At 61.1% G+C, this 13,992-nt stretch carries 14 protein-coding genes; 8 read left to right on the top strand and 6 right to left on the bottom strand.

Features of this window, described 5'->3' with window-relative positions:
* Position 1 precedes the first annotated feature (1 nt).
* The 3 genes from AKL28_RS15835 to AKL28_RS15825 all read right to left on the bottom strand — a co-directional run bounded on the left by AKL28_RS15835 (position 2) and on the right by AKL28_RS15825 (position 3,732).
* Positions 2-892, bottom strand: coding sequence for an AEC family transporter (locus tag AKL28_RS15835; protein WP_050469131.1), 891 nt, complete (start codon positions 890-892; stop codon positions 2-4).
* A gap of 173 nt (positions 893-1,065) precedes the next feature.
* A complete protein-coding gene (locus tag AKL28_RS15830) occupies positions 1,066-1,656 on the bottom strand; it encodes a response regulator transcription factor (protein ID WP_050469130.1) in 591 nt (196 codons plus the stop codon).
* A 54-nt stretch (positions 1,657-1,710) separates the two neighbouring features.
* Entirely contained in the window at positions 1,711-3,732 is a 2,022-nt protein-coding gene (locus tag AKL28_RS15825) for a PAS domain S-box protein (RefSeq protein WP_050469144.1), read from the bottom strand.
* A gap of 198 nt (positions 3,733-3,930) precedes the next feature.
* On the opposite strand from AKL28_RS15825, the gene AKL28_RS15820 reads away from it, so the two are divergent.
* The 3 genes from AKL28_RS15820 to AKL28_RS15810 all read left to right on the top strand — a co-directional run bounded on the left by AKL28_RS15820 (position 3,931) and on the right by AKL28_RS15810 (position 6,903).
* A complete protein-coding gene (locus AKL28_RS15820; protein ID WP_050469129.1) occupies positions 3,931-4,938 on the top strand; it encodes a TRAP transporter substrate-binding protein in 1,008 nt (335 codons plus the stop codon).
* 127 nt (positions 4,939-5,065) lie between these two features.
* On the top strand, positions 5,066-5,626 hold the full coding sequence (locus AKL28_RS15815) for a TRAP transporter small permease (protein WP_050469143.1): 561 nt from the start codon (positions 5,066-5,068) through the stop codon (positions 5,624-5,626).
* Positions 5,623-6,903 (top strand): TRAP transporter large permease, encoded by a 1,281-nt coding sequence (locus AKL28_RS15810; RefSeq protein WP_050469128.1) that lies wholly within the window; start codon positions 5,623-5,625, stop codon positions 6,901-6,903. Before AKL28_RS15815 ends, AKL28_RS15810 begins: the two co-directional genes overlap by 4 nt.
* Positions 6,904-7,326: 423 nt before the next feature.
* Here the strand turns inward: AKL28_RS15810 and AKL28_RS15805 are convergent, their stop codons facing one another.
* Positions 7,327-7,977 carry a VOC family protein gene (locus AKL28_RS15805; RefSeq protein ID WP_050469127.1) on the bottom strand — a complete coding sequence of 217 codons (651 nt, stop codon included), beginning with the start codon at positions 7,975-7,977 and terminating at the stop codon, positions 7,327-7,329.
* A gap of 143 nt (positions 7,978-8,120) precedes the next feature.
* Here AKL28_RS15805 and AKL28_RS15800 point away from each other — a divergent pair, with 143 nt between their 5' ends.
* The 4 genes from AKL28_RS15800 to plsY all read left to right on the top strand — a co-directional run bounded on the left by AKL28_RS15800 (position 8,121) and on the right by plsY (position 10,898).
* Entirely contained in the window at positions 8,121-8,630 is a 510-nt protein-coding gene (locus tag AKL28_RS15800) for a methylated-DNA--[protein]-cysteine S-methyltransferase (protein ID WP_050469126.1), read from the top strand.
* A 13-nt stretch (positions 8,631-8,643) separates the two neighbouring features.
* Complete coding sequence (xerD, locus tag AKL28_RS15795; RefSeq protein ID WP_050469125.1) at positions 8,644-9,567, top strand: site-specific tyrosine recombinase XerD; 924 nt, start codon at positions 8,644-8,646, stop codon at positions 9,565-9,567.
* Positions 9,568-9,729: 162 nt separating this feature from the next.
* Complete coding sequence (locus tag AKL28_RS15790) at positions 9,730-10,224, top strand: aminoacyl-tRNA deacylase (RefSeq protein WP_050469124.1); 495 nt, start codon at positions 9,730-9,732, stop codon at positions 10,222-10,224.
* A 56-nt stretch (positions 10,225-10,280) separates the two neighbouring features.
* Positions 10,281-10,898: a glycerol-3-phosphate 1-O-acyltransferase PlsY gene (gene plsY, locus AKL28_RS15785; RefSeq protein ID WP_050469123.1), complete on the top strand. Its 618-nt coding sequence runs from the start codon at positions 10,281-10,283 to the stop codon at positions 10,896-10,898.
* Positions 10,899-10,972: 74 nt separating this feature from the next.
* Here the strand turns inward: plsY and tsaD are convergent, their stop codons facing one another.
* On the bottom strand, positions 10,973-12,010 hold the full coding sequence (tsaD, locus tag AKL28_RS15780; protein ID WP_050469122.1) for a tRNA (adenosine(37)-N6)-threonylcarbamoyltransferase complex transferase subunit TsaD: 1,038 nt from the start codon (positions 12,008-12,010) through the stop codon (positions 10,973-10,975).
* Positions 12,011-12,145: 135 nt separating this feature from the next.
* Here tsaD and ybiB point away from each other — a divergent pair, with 135 nt between their 5' ends.
* Positions 12,146-13,150 (top strand): DNA-binding protein YbiB, encoded by a 1,005-nt coding sequence (gene ybiB / locus AKL28_RS15775; RefSeq protein ID WP_082221519.1) that lies wholly within the window; start codon positions 12,146-12,148, stop codon positions 13,148-13,150.
* 190 nt (positions 13,151-13,340) lie between these two features.
* Here ybiB and AKL28_RS15770 read toward each other — a convergent pair whose 3' ends face one another.
* Entirely contained in the window at positions 13,341-13,796 is a 456-nt protein-coding gene (locus AKL28_RS15770) for a hypothetical protein (RefSeq protein WP_050469121.1), read from the bottom strand.
* Between the last annotated feature and the right edge of the window lie 196 nt (positions 13,797-13,992).

Genomic DNA, 13,992 nt, shown 5'->3' with positions numbered 1-13,992 from the left:
GTCAGTGGACCAGTGCCAGCCAGAACGGGATGGTCAGCGCCGACACCAGCGTACCGAAGGAAATCAGGAAGGCGGTGGCCGGCCCGTTGCCGCCCATGCGGGTAGCCAGGATGTAGGCGCTGGAAGCGGTCGGCAGCGCACAGAACAGCACCACGATCTGCCATTGCAGTACGGGCAGCTGCAATTGGCGTCCGATGAAGAAGGCTGCCGCCGGCACCGCCAGCAGTTTGATGGCGATAAACCAGGCCACCATCAGTTTGCTCTCCTTCAGTCCCGATAGCCTGAGTCCCGCACCTACCATCAGCAGCCCCAGTGCGATCGACGCGCTGCCCAGGCGCGACAGCACCACGCCGGCCACTTCAGGCAGATGCAGCCCGGCAGCGGAAAACAGCAACCCGGCGGCAGTGGCGATCAGTAGCGGATTGCGCGACAGTTCGCGCAGCAGGTTGCCACTCTTGTGCGCCAGAGCATGCACCGCCGCCGCATTGCACAGCGGTACGCCGAAACCCAGCAGCATGGCCATCAGCCCCGCGCCTTCTTCTCCTGCCATGCGGGTGGCCAGGGCCAAGGCGATGTAGGAATTGAAGCGATAGGCGGTCTGCATGCCGGACTCGTAGGTCATCGGCGTGGTCTTGATGAAAGGCTTGCCCAGCCAGGTCAGCACGATGCCCAGCAGCAGCGCCAGCATGCCGGTCTGCAGCAGGCCGCCGGTGACCGACAGGTCCAGCTTCAGGCGCGCGGTGGAATAAAACAGCAGGGCGGGGAACAGCAGGAAGTAAACCAGCTTTTCCAGCCCGGCCCAAAAGTTGTCGCCCCAGTTGGTGAGGCGGTAGACCAGTACGCCCAGCGCGATCAGGCTGAAGTCCGGCAGCAGGAGGTTGAGGATATCCATGGGTCTAGTGTCCTGAGTTGTTAGCTCGTTGCGGAAATTTGGCTAAATGAGCGCCATGCGTCGTTGCAAATCCTCGCGATAGTCCCACTATCGCTGCGGTTTGCGCCTAGCCTGACTCTCATTTAGCCAAATTTCCTGATGCAACAAGCTAACAACTCAGGACACTAGCGCGGCTACTTCAGCAGGCGCGCCAGTTCGACCGCAGTCTTGACGTTCATCTTGTCGAAAATATGGGCGCGGTGCACTTCCACCGTGCGCATGCTGATGCCCAATTCATCGGCGATGACCTTGTTCATCTTGCCGGCCAGGATCAGGTGGAGGACTTCGCGTTCGCGCATCGACAGACCGGCCAGGCGGGTTTGTATCGCCTCTTCCTCACCGGCTGCGCACGAGCTTTCCAGCGCTTGCAGTACGCGGTCCATCAACTGGTTGTCGTTGAAGGGTTTTTCGAAGAAGTCGAAGGCGCCGTTCTTGAGCATGTCGACCGCCATCGGCACATCGCCGTGGCCGGTCAGGACGATCACCGGACGCCGCCGCGCCAGGCCCTTGGCGGCCAGTTCGTTGAACAGCGCCACGCCGCTCATGTCGGGCATGCGTATGTCGAGCAGGATGCATTCGCCATCAGGATCGAAACCGGCGGCGCTCTCCAGCGCCGACAACAGTGCTTGCGCGCTCTCGTAGCTGGCGGCGGCAATATTGCGCGAGCGCGCCAGCCAGGCCAGCGAGTCGCGGATGATTTCTTCGTCGTCGACTATATGCAGCATCGGTGTGCAACGGAGCGTGGCAGGCACGTTTCCGTTTGTCTCTTCTCTGATTTTTTAGTAGTAGGTCCCGCCTTGCGCGGGCAGCGAAAACCGGAAGATTGTACCGCCTGTCGGGTTGTTGGTGTACGTCAGCGTGCCGCCGTGGAATTCGATGGTGGTGCGGCAGATGTTCAGGCCCATGCCCATGCCTTCGGCCTTGGTCGAGAAAAACGGCGAAAACAGGCGCGCTGCAACATCTTCCGGGATACCGTGGCCCTGGTCGATCACCGACACCACCACCGACTCCGCGGTGGCCGGGCTGCGGTCGATTTCGGCCACGATGCGCAGGATACGGCGCTCCGGCGGCGCCCCTGCCATGGCCTGGATGCCGTTGCGCGTCAGGTTCAGGATCACCTGTTCCAGCAGCACCTGGTCGCCCAATACCGCGGGCAGGTTGGGGGGCACATGGGTTTGCAGCACCACGAAAAATTGCTGCGCCTGCAATTCCACCAGCGGCGTCACGTTGTCGACCAACTGGCCGATCCGCAGCCGCTGGCGGGCCGGTTCCCGTTTCTTGACGAACTGGTGCACGCTGCGGATTACGTGGCCGGCCCGCTGTGCCTGTGCGTGGATCTTTTCCAGTGCCGGCTGCAGCGCCCGGGGATCGGCGTTGCCTTGCTGCATCATGTTGAGCGCGCCGGTGGTGAAGCTGGAAATGGCCGCCAGCGGCTGGTTCAATTCGTGCGCCAGCGTGGAGGCGATCTCGCCCATGCTGGCCAGGCGCGCGCTGGCTTGCAGCTTTTCTTCCTGCGTGCGGTTCAGGTCTTCGGCGCGCTTGCGCTCGGAAACATCGAGGATGGAGCCCATCCAGCCGGTCTGCTTGCCGTTCTGGTCCACCAGCGGCGATTCGAAGATCAGCACCGGAAAGCGTTCGCCGTCCTTGCGCTGGAAGATGGTTTCGAACTGCGGCGTGATGCGCCCGGCCAGCACGTTGGAAAAGCGCTCCTGGTATTCGTCCATGGCCTCCGGCGCCCAGTAGGGCATGGGCGGGATCTTGCCCACCAGCTCCTCGGCCGGGATGCCGACCATCTTGCAGAAGGCCGGATTGACGTAGGTGATGCGCCCTTCCAGGTCGCGTGCCCGCATGCCGGTGACCAGCGAGTTTTCCATCGCGGCGCGGAAGGTCGCTTCATTGAGCAGCGCGCCCTCGGCCTTGGTGCGGCGGTTGACGTCGCGCCACAGCGCCCACAGGCTCCACAGCAATCCCAGCGAGAGCACGATCACCGAGCCCACCAGCAGGTTGGGCAGGAGTTTGGGGGCGCTCTTGGTGCTGTTGGTGTGCAGCACCAGCGTCAGGCCGGGCAGCTCCAGTTCGCGCCGGTGGGTGTAGACGTTCAGGCCCTGGCCGCCGGCGGTGCGGCGCGCCACCACGTTGTCGTCGGTGTCGGTGAGGGAGATTTCATTGTCCTGGGCGAACCACCACGGCACCATTTCGTTGAGGATGCGCGCCACCGCGTAGCTGGCAACCAGGCTGCCGATGTAGTGGTCGTTGCGGAACATCGGCACGTGGTAATCCATCAGCGCCGGTTCGGCGATGCCGGGCGGCACGGCCGGCGGGCTGTACAGCGGCCGGCGGATCTGGCGCGCGCGTTCGCTGGTCATGCGCGAGGAGTCGGAAAGGTCCTCGCGGGTAATGGGGAAGTCATCGGTGGAAGCCACCGGTTTGCCGTCCGGGCCGAACCAGGTGACGCGGTAGAACTCGCGGTTATTGCGCAGCAGGGCGTTGAGGCGGCTGCGAAAATGGTCCTGGCGCAGGTGGTTGTTGCTGATCTCGCGCGCGATGATGCGCATGCTTTCGTCGTCGCGGCTCAACTGGAAACGGATCGCCTGTTCCACCCACAGCGAGTCGGCAATCAGCTGCTCCAGCCGTTCGCTGGCTTCCATCTGTTGCGCCTGGCGCGGCAGCCAGATCAGCGTGGTCAGGAACAGGAAGACCAGCAAGATCGGGATCAGCCAGCGCATGGTGGTCTTGCGGCTGGGTTCCAGCAGCAGCGACGCGGGCGTGGGTTGGGTAGACGTGGGTGGCGGCGGTTTCATGACGCCGCCAGTGTAGCCGTGGGCGCTGCCGGGCGCCAGCATTGTGCGGTGCAGCGTAGGCGTGGCAATGGACAAACCTTATTGTGGTTATCCACAGTTGCCCTGTTTCGTTGAGCTATGGAAAATCCGCAAGCCAGTTGGACTATGCGCCAAAAAACTATAAAAAAATCTTAATTTCTACATATCAGGGGAGACACAATGAAGCTTAAATCCTTGCTGTTCGCGTTGTCCGCAGCAGCCATCGTCACCGGCAGCGCCTTCGCACAGCAGCAGCCTATCATCATCAAGTTCAGCCACGTGGTGGCTAACGATACGCCCAAGGGCAAGGGCGCCGAGCGCTTCAAGGAACTGGCCGAGAAGGCCACCAAGGGCCGCGTGAAGGTCGAGGTCTATCCGAACAGCACGCTGTACAAGGACAAGGAAGAGCTGGAAGCGCTGCAACTGGGCGCGGTGCAGATGCTGGCGCCGTCGCTGGCCAAGTTCGGCCCGCTGGGCGTCAAGGAATTCGAAGTGTTCGACTTGCCCTACATCTTCCCGAGCAAGGAAGTGCTGTACCGGGTGACAGAAGGGCCGATCGGCCGCGACCTGTTCAAGAAACTGGAGCCCAAGGGCATTACCGGCCTGGCTTACTGGGACAACGGCTTCAAGGTGATGTCGGCCAACAAGCCGCTGCACACCCCGTCCGATTTCCGCGGCCTGAAGATGCGTATCCAGTCGTCCAAGGTGCTGGACGCGCAGATGCGCGCGCTGGGCGCCAACCCGCAGGTGCTGGCCTTCTCCGAGGTCTATCAGGCGCTGCAGACCGGCGTGGTGGATGGCACCGAGAATCCGCCTTCGAATCTCTACACCCAGAAGATGCATGAAGTGCAGAAGCACGTGACGGTGTCGGACCACGGCTACCTGGGCTACGCGGTGATCGTCAACAAGAAGTTCTGGGATGGCTTGCCGTCCGACATCCGCACCCAGCTGGAAGGCGCGATGAAGGATGCAACCAAGTATGCCAACGCCATTGCGCAACAAGAAAACGATGCCGCATTGCTGGCTGTCGAGAAGACCGGCAAGACCACCGTCTACCGCCTGAGCGACAAGGAAAAGGCGGAATGGCGCAAGGTCCTCGTGCCGGTGCAAAAGCAAATGGAAATCCGTATTGACAAGGACCTGATCGCAGCCGTCAACAAAGAAGCGGCAGCATTGGGCCAGAAGTAATTCCCGTCACCGGTAACCGGGCGTCCGCCGTTCAGGCGGACGCCCGCTCACTCACAAGAAGAAATCCAACCTACGCTCGATGGCCGGCGCGCCACAGTGCACCGGCAACATCGGAGCAGGAGATACCATGAAGTTTCTCGACCATCTCGAGGAATGGCTGATCGCCTTCCTGATGGCGGCTGCGACCGTCATCATCTTCGTGGCTGTGGTGCATCGTTATGCATCAGGCCTCGACATTCCCTGGCTGCAGGATCAACTGATCCAGATCAACATGAGCTGGGCTCAGGAGCTGTGCATCTACATGTTCGTGTGGATGGCCAAATTCGGCGCCGCCTATGGCGTGCGCACCGGCATCCACGTCGGCGTCGACGTGCTGATCAATCGCCTGAACACGCCATGGCGCAACAAGTTCGTGATTCTCGGCCTGCTCGCCGGCGCGCTGTTTACCGGTATCGTCGGCACCTTCGGGGCCGAGTTCGTCTATAACATCGGCCAGCATGACAGTACCTCTGAAGTGATGGAAGTGCCGATGTGGATCGTTTATCTGGCGGTGCCGCTGGGTTCCTATCTGATGTGTTTCCGCTTCTTGCAGGTGGCATGGAATTTCTCCAAGACGGGCGAACTGCCCAAGCATGACCACGCCTTTGTCGAAGGCCTGGATGAAGAAGTCAAAGGAGAAAAAGCATGAACGCCCTCATCATCTTCGTCCTGCTGTTCGGCTTGATGCTGACCGGCATGCCGATCTCGATTTCACTCGGCCTGACCGTTCTCACGTTCCTGTTCGCCATGACCGACGTGCCGATCCAGTCGGTCGCGTTGAAACTGTTCACCGGCATCGAGAAGTTCGAGATCATGGCGATCCCGTTCTTCATCCTGGCAGGTAATTTCCTTACGCATGGCGGTGTGGCCCGGCGCATGATCAACTTCGCCACATCGATGGTCGGGCACTGGCATGGAGGCCTGGCGCTGGCCGGCGTGATGGCTTGCGCGCTGTTCGCGGCAGTATCGGGTTCGTCGCCGGCCACCGTGGTGGCGATCGGTTCCATCATCTTGCCGGCGATGGTCAGACAGGGCTTCCCGAACCGGTTCGGCGCCGGCGTGATTACGACTTCGGGCGCGTTGGGCATCCTGATCCCGCCATCCATCGTGATGGTGATGTATTCGGTCTCGACCAATACCTCGGTGGGCAAGCTGTTCATGGCCGGCGTGGTACCGGGCTTGCTGCTGGCCTTCCTGCTTGGATTGACGACCTGGTTCCTGGCGCGCAAGAACAATTACCCGCGCTTGCCCAAGGCGAGCTGGAAAGAGCGCTTTGTCGCGTTCCGTAAAAGCGGCTGGGGGCTGTTCCTGATCGTGATCGTGATGGGGGGCATTTATACCGGCGTGTTCACGCCGACCGAAGCGGCTGCGATGGCTGCGGTGTATGCCTTCATCATTGCCGTGTTCGTCTACAAGGACATGAGCCTCAAGCAAGTGCCCAAGGTGCTGCTGGACTCAGCCTCGATGTCGGCCATGCTGCTCTACATCATCACCAATGCCGTGCTGTTCTCCTTCCTGGTCACCAGCGAGAACATCCCGCAATCGATGGCAGCCTGGATCACCGACTCCGGCCTGGGGCCGATCACCTTCCTGCTGGTGGTGAATATCTTGCTGCTGTTGGCCGGTAACGTGATGGAGCCTTCGTCGATCGTGCTGATCATGGCGCCGATCCTGTTCCCGGTGGCGATGAAGCTGGGGATCGACCCGGTGCATTTCGGCATCCTGATCGTGGTCAACATGGAAGTCGGTATGTGCCACCCGCCGGTGGGCCTGAATTTGTATGTCGCCTCGGGCATCACCAAGATGGGCATCACCGAACTGACCATCGCGGTCATGCCGTGGCTCTTGACCATGCTGGGATTCCTGGCGCTGGTGACGTACTGGCCGGCACTGTCGCTGTGGCTGCCTAATCTGGTATTTAACTGATGCAGGCATGACGAGGGCGCCGCCGGAAGGTGGTGCCGCCTTCGTCAGATGTCTGTTAAGTTGCCAGGAAGTATGTGTGAGATTCTCTCAAAAAGTACTTTGAAAAGTGTCTTAAGTACTGTTAAAGTGCGTGCTTTGCTGAACCGGCATGCTGCACTTTCCGGCGCGGCAATCGAATCTGTCAGTCTTTGTTGATGTTTTTGTTGTGATGTACAACGCCTCGCGAGGCCAGCTTTTCCGACGCATCGGAAAGCGGCGCCGGGGCCGGCCGAATGTAAGCGGGTGGTGCATAACAAACGGTATAGATACCGAGGAAACTGAGGAGACGTGCATTCGATTGAGCTGTCTAAACAGCCGGGAATGCATCAGGAGTTTTTGAAGGCGCATCGTTGATGCGCCTTTTTCTTTTTGTGGCCCTGTTTGCTAGCCCAGCACGCGAATTCCATGAGGCGTCATGATGGTGGCGGACAATGCCGCCACCTTGGCCTCATGCAGGGCAATCCTTTGGTCGTCCAGCCCGATGGCGTGCAGCGAAGCCGACAATGCGCCTGCCTGCGGGTGGCGGCCTTCCAGCGTCACCAAGCGGCAACCGAGGTCAGGCAATGCGGTCGCCGGATGCGGCTGGCTTTGCCACTGGATCAGGGACGGCAGCAGGCCGTCGCATTGCAGGCGGCCGTCGGCGGCGATCGTGATCAGCCAGTGCAGTGCGCCCCGGCTCATTTCTTCGACGATGCCGGGTTTGAGCGGCGAGGCTTGCACTGCTGCATGGATGTCACTGGTGCGTGCCACCCAGTGCGCCAGGCGTGGGAAAGCATGGTCTTCCTGCGTGTCGAGGCCGAACCAGCGAGGACGCGACGGCGCCGGCGCCAGCGGATCGACCGCGATCACTTCGAGATAGAACCCCGGCCCCAGCGACATCAGCGCATTATGTGTTCCCAGTCGCACGTGTTCGCCGCCGATGCGCGGCGCCATGCTCAGGCCCAGCTTTTGTTCTACCCAGGCCATGCCCTGCGCCAGCGAGGCGGCAGTCACTACCAGGTGGTCGGGTTCGGTGCGCAGGGCGCTTGTCGTCATCGTGGAGCTCCGTTGGTGTGTTGTTGGACCGGCAGAAACGGCGATGGTATCAAGCGCCGCCGGAAATGGCGTGGCAGGCGTCCATGCCGATTGATGAAATGAGTTCTAAAATAGCGCAGCATCGTTGCCGACCGACTTCCATCATGAAGACATCTACTCCAGCCACCCAGCTCGCCGACTTGTTCGCCGCCGTTGTCCACACGCCGTTCGGCGGCATGGGCATTCGCACCGAAGCGGGTGTGGTGCGCGAGATGGTTTATTTGCCGCGCCATTTCGCCGAGAAGGAAGCTACCGATCCGCTGGCAGCCAAGGCCGCCAAGCAGATCGCGCGTTACCTGAAGGATCCGGAATTCCGCTTCAAGCTGCCGGTGGCCGATGCCGGCAGCGAATTCCAGAAGCGCGTCTGGCATGCCATCTCGGAAATTCCCAGTGGGCAGGTGCTGACCTATGGCGATATCGCGCGCCGCATCAAGTCGGCCCCGCGCGCCGTCGGGCAGGCTTGCGGCGCCAATTGGTATCCGTTGATCGTGCCTTGCCACCGTGTGACGGCGGCGGGTGGGCTGGGTGGTTTTTCGCATCACGACGATGTCGATGGCTTTTATCTGAACGTCAAGCGCTGGCTGCTCAAGCACGAAGGCGTGACAGGATACTGAGGACCCGCACACGATGGGACGTATGACCCCCAAGATCGAGGCGCCGCCAGAGAGCCGCGAGGCAATCGATGAGTTTTGCGACAGCCTGTGGCTGGAGGATGGCTTGTCGAAGAACACGCTGGATGCGTACCGGCGCGATATGACTCTGTACGCGCACTGGCTGGGCCTGGAGCGCGCCAAGTCGCTGTATGCCACCCAGCCGGACGACCTCAACGCCTATTTCGCCGCGCGCCACGCCGAGACCAAGGCCAGTTCATCCAACCGCAGGCTGGCAGTGCTCAAGCGCTTCTTCCAGCTGGCGCTGCGGCAGAACCGCATCAGCGCCGATCCCTGCCTCAAGCTGCGTTCGGCGAAGCAGCCGCAGCGGTTTCCCAAGACCATGTCGGAAGGCCAGGTGGAGGCGCTGCTGGCGGCGCCCGACGTGTCGACGCCATTGGGATTGCGCGACCGCACCATGATCGAATTGATGTATGCCAGCGGCCTGCGCGTCTCCGAACTGGTGCTGTTGAAGAGTATCGAAGTCGGCATGAACGAGGGAGTGCTGCGCGTGACCGGCAAAGGCAGCAAGACGCGCCTGGTGCCGTTCGGCGAGGAGGCCGGCGCATGGATCGCGCGTTACCTGGCCGAAGGCCGGCCGCAGATCCTGAGCGGGCAGGTCGATGATGCGCTGTTCGTCACCGCGCGCGGTGGCCCGATGACGCGCCAGATGTTCTGGACCATGATCAAGAAATATTCGCTGCAGGCAGGCATTACCGCACGCCTGTCGCCGCACACGCTGCGCCATGCCTTCGCCACCCATTTGCTCAACCATGGCGCCGACCTGCGGGTGGTGCAATTGCTGCTGGGCCATGCCGATATTTCCACCACACAGATCTATACCCATGTGGCGCGTGAGCGCCTCAAGCAGTTGCATGCGCAGCATCATCCACGGGGATGATTGCAGGGCAACTTGTCGGATCAGGGCTTTGTTGCATTGCGGGCTTGCTTGGTCGCAAGGATGGAGGCGCGTATTATGCCGTTCTTGCGGCATAATGTGCGCCCATGGCGGCGTTGCTGGAGTGTCTTTGCACGACGACGCCGTGACGATTTATACAATCCCATGAGTTCCAAAAAAGAACATATCTCCGAAACCCCGGCGACGCAGTTCCTGCGCAAGAGCGGCGTGGCGTTCAGCGAGCATCCTTACGACTATGAAGAGCATGGCGGCACGGCCGTGTCTTCGCGTGCACTGGGCGTGGAGGAGCATGCCGTGGTCAAGACGCTGGTGATGCAGGACGAAGCTGCCAAGCCGCTGCTGGTGCTGATGCATGGCGACTGCAAGGTTTCCACCAAGAACCTGGCGCGCCAGATCGGCTGCAAATCGGTCGAGCCTTGCAAGCCGGAGGTGGCCAACCGCCATTCGGGCTTCCTGATCGGCGGCACTTCCCCCTTCGGTACCCGCAAGGCGATGCCGGTGTATGTCGAGTCGAGCATCCTCGAACTCGGCAAGATCTACATCAACGGCGGACGGCGCGGTTTCCTGGTCGGCATCGATCCGGCTGCGCTCCTCAAGGTGCTGCCCGCCAAGCCGGTGCAGTGCGCGTTGCCGGACTAGCGTATCCACATTCAAAAACCGATAACGACAAGATCTATCTGAAAGACTTTTCATCCATGTACAACATCCTTTTCGCCATTGCAGCCTACCTCATCGGTTCGCTTTCCTTCGCGGTGGTCGTCTCCAAGCTGTTTGGCCTGGCCGACCCGCGTACCTACGGCTCCAAGAATCCCGGCGCCACCAACGTGCTGCGCAGCGGCAACAAGAAGGCGGCGGCGCTGACATTGATTGGCGATGGCTTCAAGGGTTGGCTGGCGGTATGGCTGGCGCAAAAGTTCGGTCCGCAATTCGGTGTCGACGATACCGGTCTGGCGCTGGTGACGCTGGCTGTGTTCCTCGGCCACCTGTGGCCGGTGTTCTTCCGCTTCGTCGGCGGCAAGGGCGTGGCTACCGCGTTGGGTATCCTGCTGGCGCTGAATGTATGGCTGGGGCTGGCTACGCTGGTGACCTGGCTGGTGATTGCCTATGCGTTCCGCTATTCCTCGCTGGCGGCGCTGGTGGCGGCGCTGTTCGCGCCGTTCTACTACGGCCTGTTGTTCGGCAGTACCGACGGCATCCTGCTGGCGGTGGTGGCGATGAGCGCACTGCTGATCTACCGCCATCGCAAGAATATCGGCAACCTGCTGGCGGGCAAGGAAAGCAGGATCGGCGAGAAGAAGAAAGCCACGAAGTAGTCCGCAGGCGATAGCGCGAATCAAATGGAAAGGGCCGTGAAAACGGCCCTTTTTTCATGGTGCGGCGTGGCAGGTCAGGCGGCTTGCGGCGCGCGCAATTCATCCAGCGGCCAGCGCGGACGCACGCTGAAACCGTATTCCCGCTTGGCCGAATCCGGCTGCTCGCGCAGGCGCATGGCGCCGGCGAAGGCGATCATGGCGCCGTTGTCGGTGCAGAACTGCAGCTCGGGATAGAACACCTCATAACGGCGCTTGGCGGCCGCAGCGTTGAGCGCTTCGCGCAGTTGCCGGTTGGCGCCGACGCCGCCGGCGATCACCAGGCGTTTGAGCCTGGTTTCCTTCAGGGCCGACATGCACTTGGCCACCAGCACTTCGACAATGGCATCGACGAAGGCGCGCGCGATGTTGGCTTTGTCTTGTTCGCAGATATTGGTGTTGTGCCGTTTGACCACGGTCAGCACCGCCGTTTTCAGGCCGGAAAAACTGAAGTCCAGGTTCTTGGAATGCAGCATCGGGCGCGGCAACTGGTAAGCCGCCGGATCGCCGAATTCAGCCATGCGCGAAATTGCCGGACCGCCCGGGTAACCCAGACCGAGCAATTTGGCCGATTTGTCGAAAGCTTCGCCGGCCGCGTCGTCCAGCGTCTCGCCCAGCAGTTCATATTGGCCCACGCCATCCACTCGCATGAGCTGGGTATGGCCGCCCGAGACCAGCAGGGCGACAAATGGAAACTGCGGCGGTTTGCTGGCCAGCAGCGGCGACAGCAGGTGGCCTTCGAGATGGTGGATACCCAGCACCGGCTTGTCCAGCGCCAACCCCAGGCCGCAGGCGACCGACGCGCCGACCAGCAGCGCACCGGCCAGGCCCGGTCCCTGGGTGTAGGCGATGGCATCGATGTCGTGCGCCGATACGGCGGCATCGGCCAGTGTTTGTTTCAGCAACGGGATGGCGCGGCGGATGTGGTCGCGCGAGGCAAGCTCCGGCACCACGCCGCCATACTCCTGGTGCATGGCGATCTGCGAGTGCAGGGCATGCGCCAGCAGGCCTCGCTCGGTGTCGTACAGAGCGAGGCCGGTTTCGTCACAAGAGGATTCGACGCCGAGAACAATCATGGATGGAAGATGGAGTTGCCGCCCGCATTCGCAAGGGCGTGCGGGAAAGACGATATTGTAATGGAAAGCCCTTGCGGATGTGCTCTTGCACTGCAGTGGCAGCGGCCGGGCGAGGTTTTGGTGTACCCTTCGGCCATGCAAAACGAACAGATTTCCACTTCCGCCGGATCGGCCGGCGGACAACTCCAACCGCCGTTGGCCGCAGCCCGTTTCATCAAGGAAATCGGCCGTGGCAAGGATGGCGCACGCAGCTTGTCGCGCGACGATGCGCGCCTGATGTATGAAGCCATGCTCGATGGCCGCGTATCCGATCTGGAACTGGGTGCGATCCTGTTGGCCATGCGCGTCAAGGGAGAGGCGGTGGAAGAGATCGGCGGTTTTCTCGATGCGGCCGAAGCATCGTTCCAGCCGCTGATAGCACCATCGGCCGACTATGCGCCGGTGGTGCTGCCCAGTTATAACGGTTCGCGCAAGATGGCCAACCTGACGCCGCTGTTATGCATGTTGCTGGTACGGCGCGGCGTACCGGTGCTGATGCATGGCGTCACGCACGACCCGCTGCGGGTGACCAGCGCCGAAATCATCAGCGCCCTGGGTATCGACCATGCGGCGTCGGCTGCGGAAGCGGAGGCCTTGATGGCGGCCGGCAAGCCGGCTTTCATTCCCATCCAGGCGCTGGCGCCGAAGATTTCCCGCTTGCTGGATATGCGCCGTATCCTCGGTGTGCGCAATTCGACGCATACGCTGGTGAAGATCATGCAGCCGTTTGCGGCGCCTGCATTGCGTCTGACTTCCTACACCCATCCCGAGTATCTGGACATGTTGTCCGATTACTTCGGCCATGCCGCACCGCATGAGCGCGGCGATGCCTTTCTGATGCGCGGCACCGAAGGCGAGACCGTTGCCAACGCGCGCCGTGCACAACGTATCGACTGGTTCAGTCGCGGAGTGAGGACGGTGCTGGTGGAAAAGCAGAGCGTGGCTGAAGAGTTGCCCGACTTGCCTGAGGGACGGGATGCCGAGACGACTGCCGCCTGGATTGCTTCGGTACTGGATGGACAGCGTCCGGTGCCTGAATCGATTTCGGAGCAAGTGGATCATTGCGTGCATGTCGCATCCGAGATCAGGCAGCGTGGATAATTCACCACAAGATGTCCCGTGTAATGGGAATTGAGTGGCCTGGTATAGTGACGCGACAAGGCGTTTCAGAAAAAAGAAAAAGAAGTGCCGACAGTGCGGCGAAGCAGGAAGGGGAAATTTGAAGTGATCCCTGTGTCAGCCGAGATCTGATGATGATGAACGAGAGGGATAGCGTCGAAGTCAGGTTTGGTCAGCTTTGGGTGCGACGCCTGGTTCCCGTTTTCACGGGGGCTACTTCTTTGTCGGGGGCGTTATTGGCCACCGCCTGAGAAAATGCAAATATCACTTCTTTGACGATTTTGCGCTGCGGCGCCGGCAAGTTGATGAAAGCTTCAAAGGCTTCGCGCTCGCGGTAGCCAATGGCTTCTTCCCAGCGGGCACGGCGTTTGTCGATGCGCTTGCCGATCTCTTCGCCGAAGCGCAGATGCTGGGGCGTCACGATCAGCCATTCGGCCAGCGTCTCCAGTTTGTCCTGCTTGGGCATCGATTCTCCGAGCAGCCAGCGACGCACGCCATGCAGCGTCATCGGCTTGCCCCAGTATCGCAAATTGAATTCCCTTTCCAGGACGGCGGGCTTGGGTTCGTATCCTGCTTGCTCCATCGAGGCACGCAAGCGTTTGGCGAATTTTTGATTGGAGGTTTCCATGATTCGAAGTTACTTTGGCGCAGCGTTTTCCGGGGTACGTTTGCATTTCGAATGAGTTACGCAGCAAACGTGATTTATAATCACTGCCCTGATGGGGCATGTCCCGGTATCGTCGTCGACAAGCTACGGCTCTTCCCAGTCTGTTGCGGGATGCGTTTCCAGAAGGCCGGAAGAGCGCCATGTGCCTGTCTCCGAA

Source organism: Herbaspirillum chlorophenolicum, from assembly GCF_001189955.1.
Lineage (GTDB): Bacteria > Pseudomonadota > Gammaproteobacteria > Burkholderiales > Burkholderiaceae_D > Herbaspirillum > Herbaspirillum chlorophenolicum.
This window is presented reverse-complemented; position numbering and strand designations above follow the sequence as displayed.

Bases quoted from the DNA above. Each gene is read 5' to 3' on its own strand.
- AKL28_RS15815 (WP_050469143.1), top strand. From the start codon at position 5,066: ATGAAGTTTCTCGACCATCTCGAGGAATGGCTGATCGCCTTCCTGATG.
- AKL28_RS15790 (WP_050469124.1), top strand. From the start codon at position 9,730: ATGAGTTCCAAAAAAGAACATATCTCCGAAACCCCGGCGACGCAGTTC.
- AKL28_RS15810 (WP_050469128.1), top strand. From the start codon at position 5,623: ATGAACGCCCTCATCATCTTCGTCCTGCTGTTCGGCTTGATGCTGACC.
- tsaD (WP_050469122.1), bottom strand. From the start codon at position 12,010: ATGATTGTTCTCGGCGTCGAATCCTCTTGTGACGAAACCGGCCTCGCT.
- AKL28_RS15825 (WP_050469144.1), bottom strand. From the start codon at position 3,732: ATGAAACCGCCGCCACCCACGTCTACCCAACCCACGCCCGCGTCGCTG.
- AKL28_RS15830 (WP_050469130.1), bottom strand. From the start codon at position 1,656: ATGCTGCATATAGTCGACGACGAAGAAATCATCCGCGACTCGCTGGCC.
- plsY (WP_050469123.1), top strand. From the start codon at position 10,281: ATGTACAACATCCTTTTCGCCATTGCAGCCTACCTCATCGGTTCGCTT.
- AKL28_RS15820 (WP_050469129.1), top strand. From the start codon at position 3,931: ATGAAGCTTAAATCCTTGCTGTTCGCGTTGTCCGCAGCAGCCATCGTC.
- ybiB (WP_082221519.1), top strand. From the start codon at position 12,146: ATGCAAAACGAACAGATTTCCACTTCCGCCGGATCGGCCGGCGGACAA.
- AKL28_RS15770 (WP_050469121.1), bottom strand. From the start codon at position 13,796: ATGGAAACCTCCAATCAAAAATTCGCCAAACGCTTGCGTGCCTCGATG.
- xerD (WP_050469125.1), top strand. From the start codon at position 8,644: ATGGGACGTATGACCCCCAAGATCGAGGCGCCGCCAGAGAGCCGCGAG.
- AKL28_RS15800 (WP_050469126.1), top strand. From the start codon at position 8,121: ATGAAGACATCTACTCCAGCCACCCAGCTCGCCGACTTGTTCGCCGCC.
- AKL28_RS15805 (WP_050469127.1), bottom strand. From the start codon at position 7,977: ATGACGACAAGCGCCCTGCGCACCGAACCCGACCACCTGGTAGTGACT.
- AKL28_RS15835 (WP_050469131.1), bottom strand. From the start codon at position 892: ATGGATATCCTCAACCTCCTGCTGCCGGACTTCAGCCTGATCGCGCTG.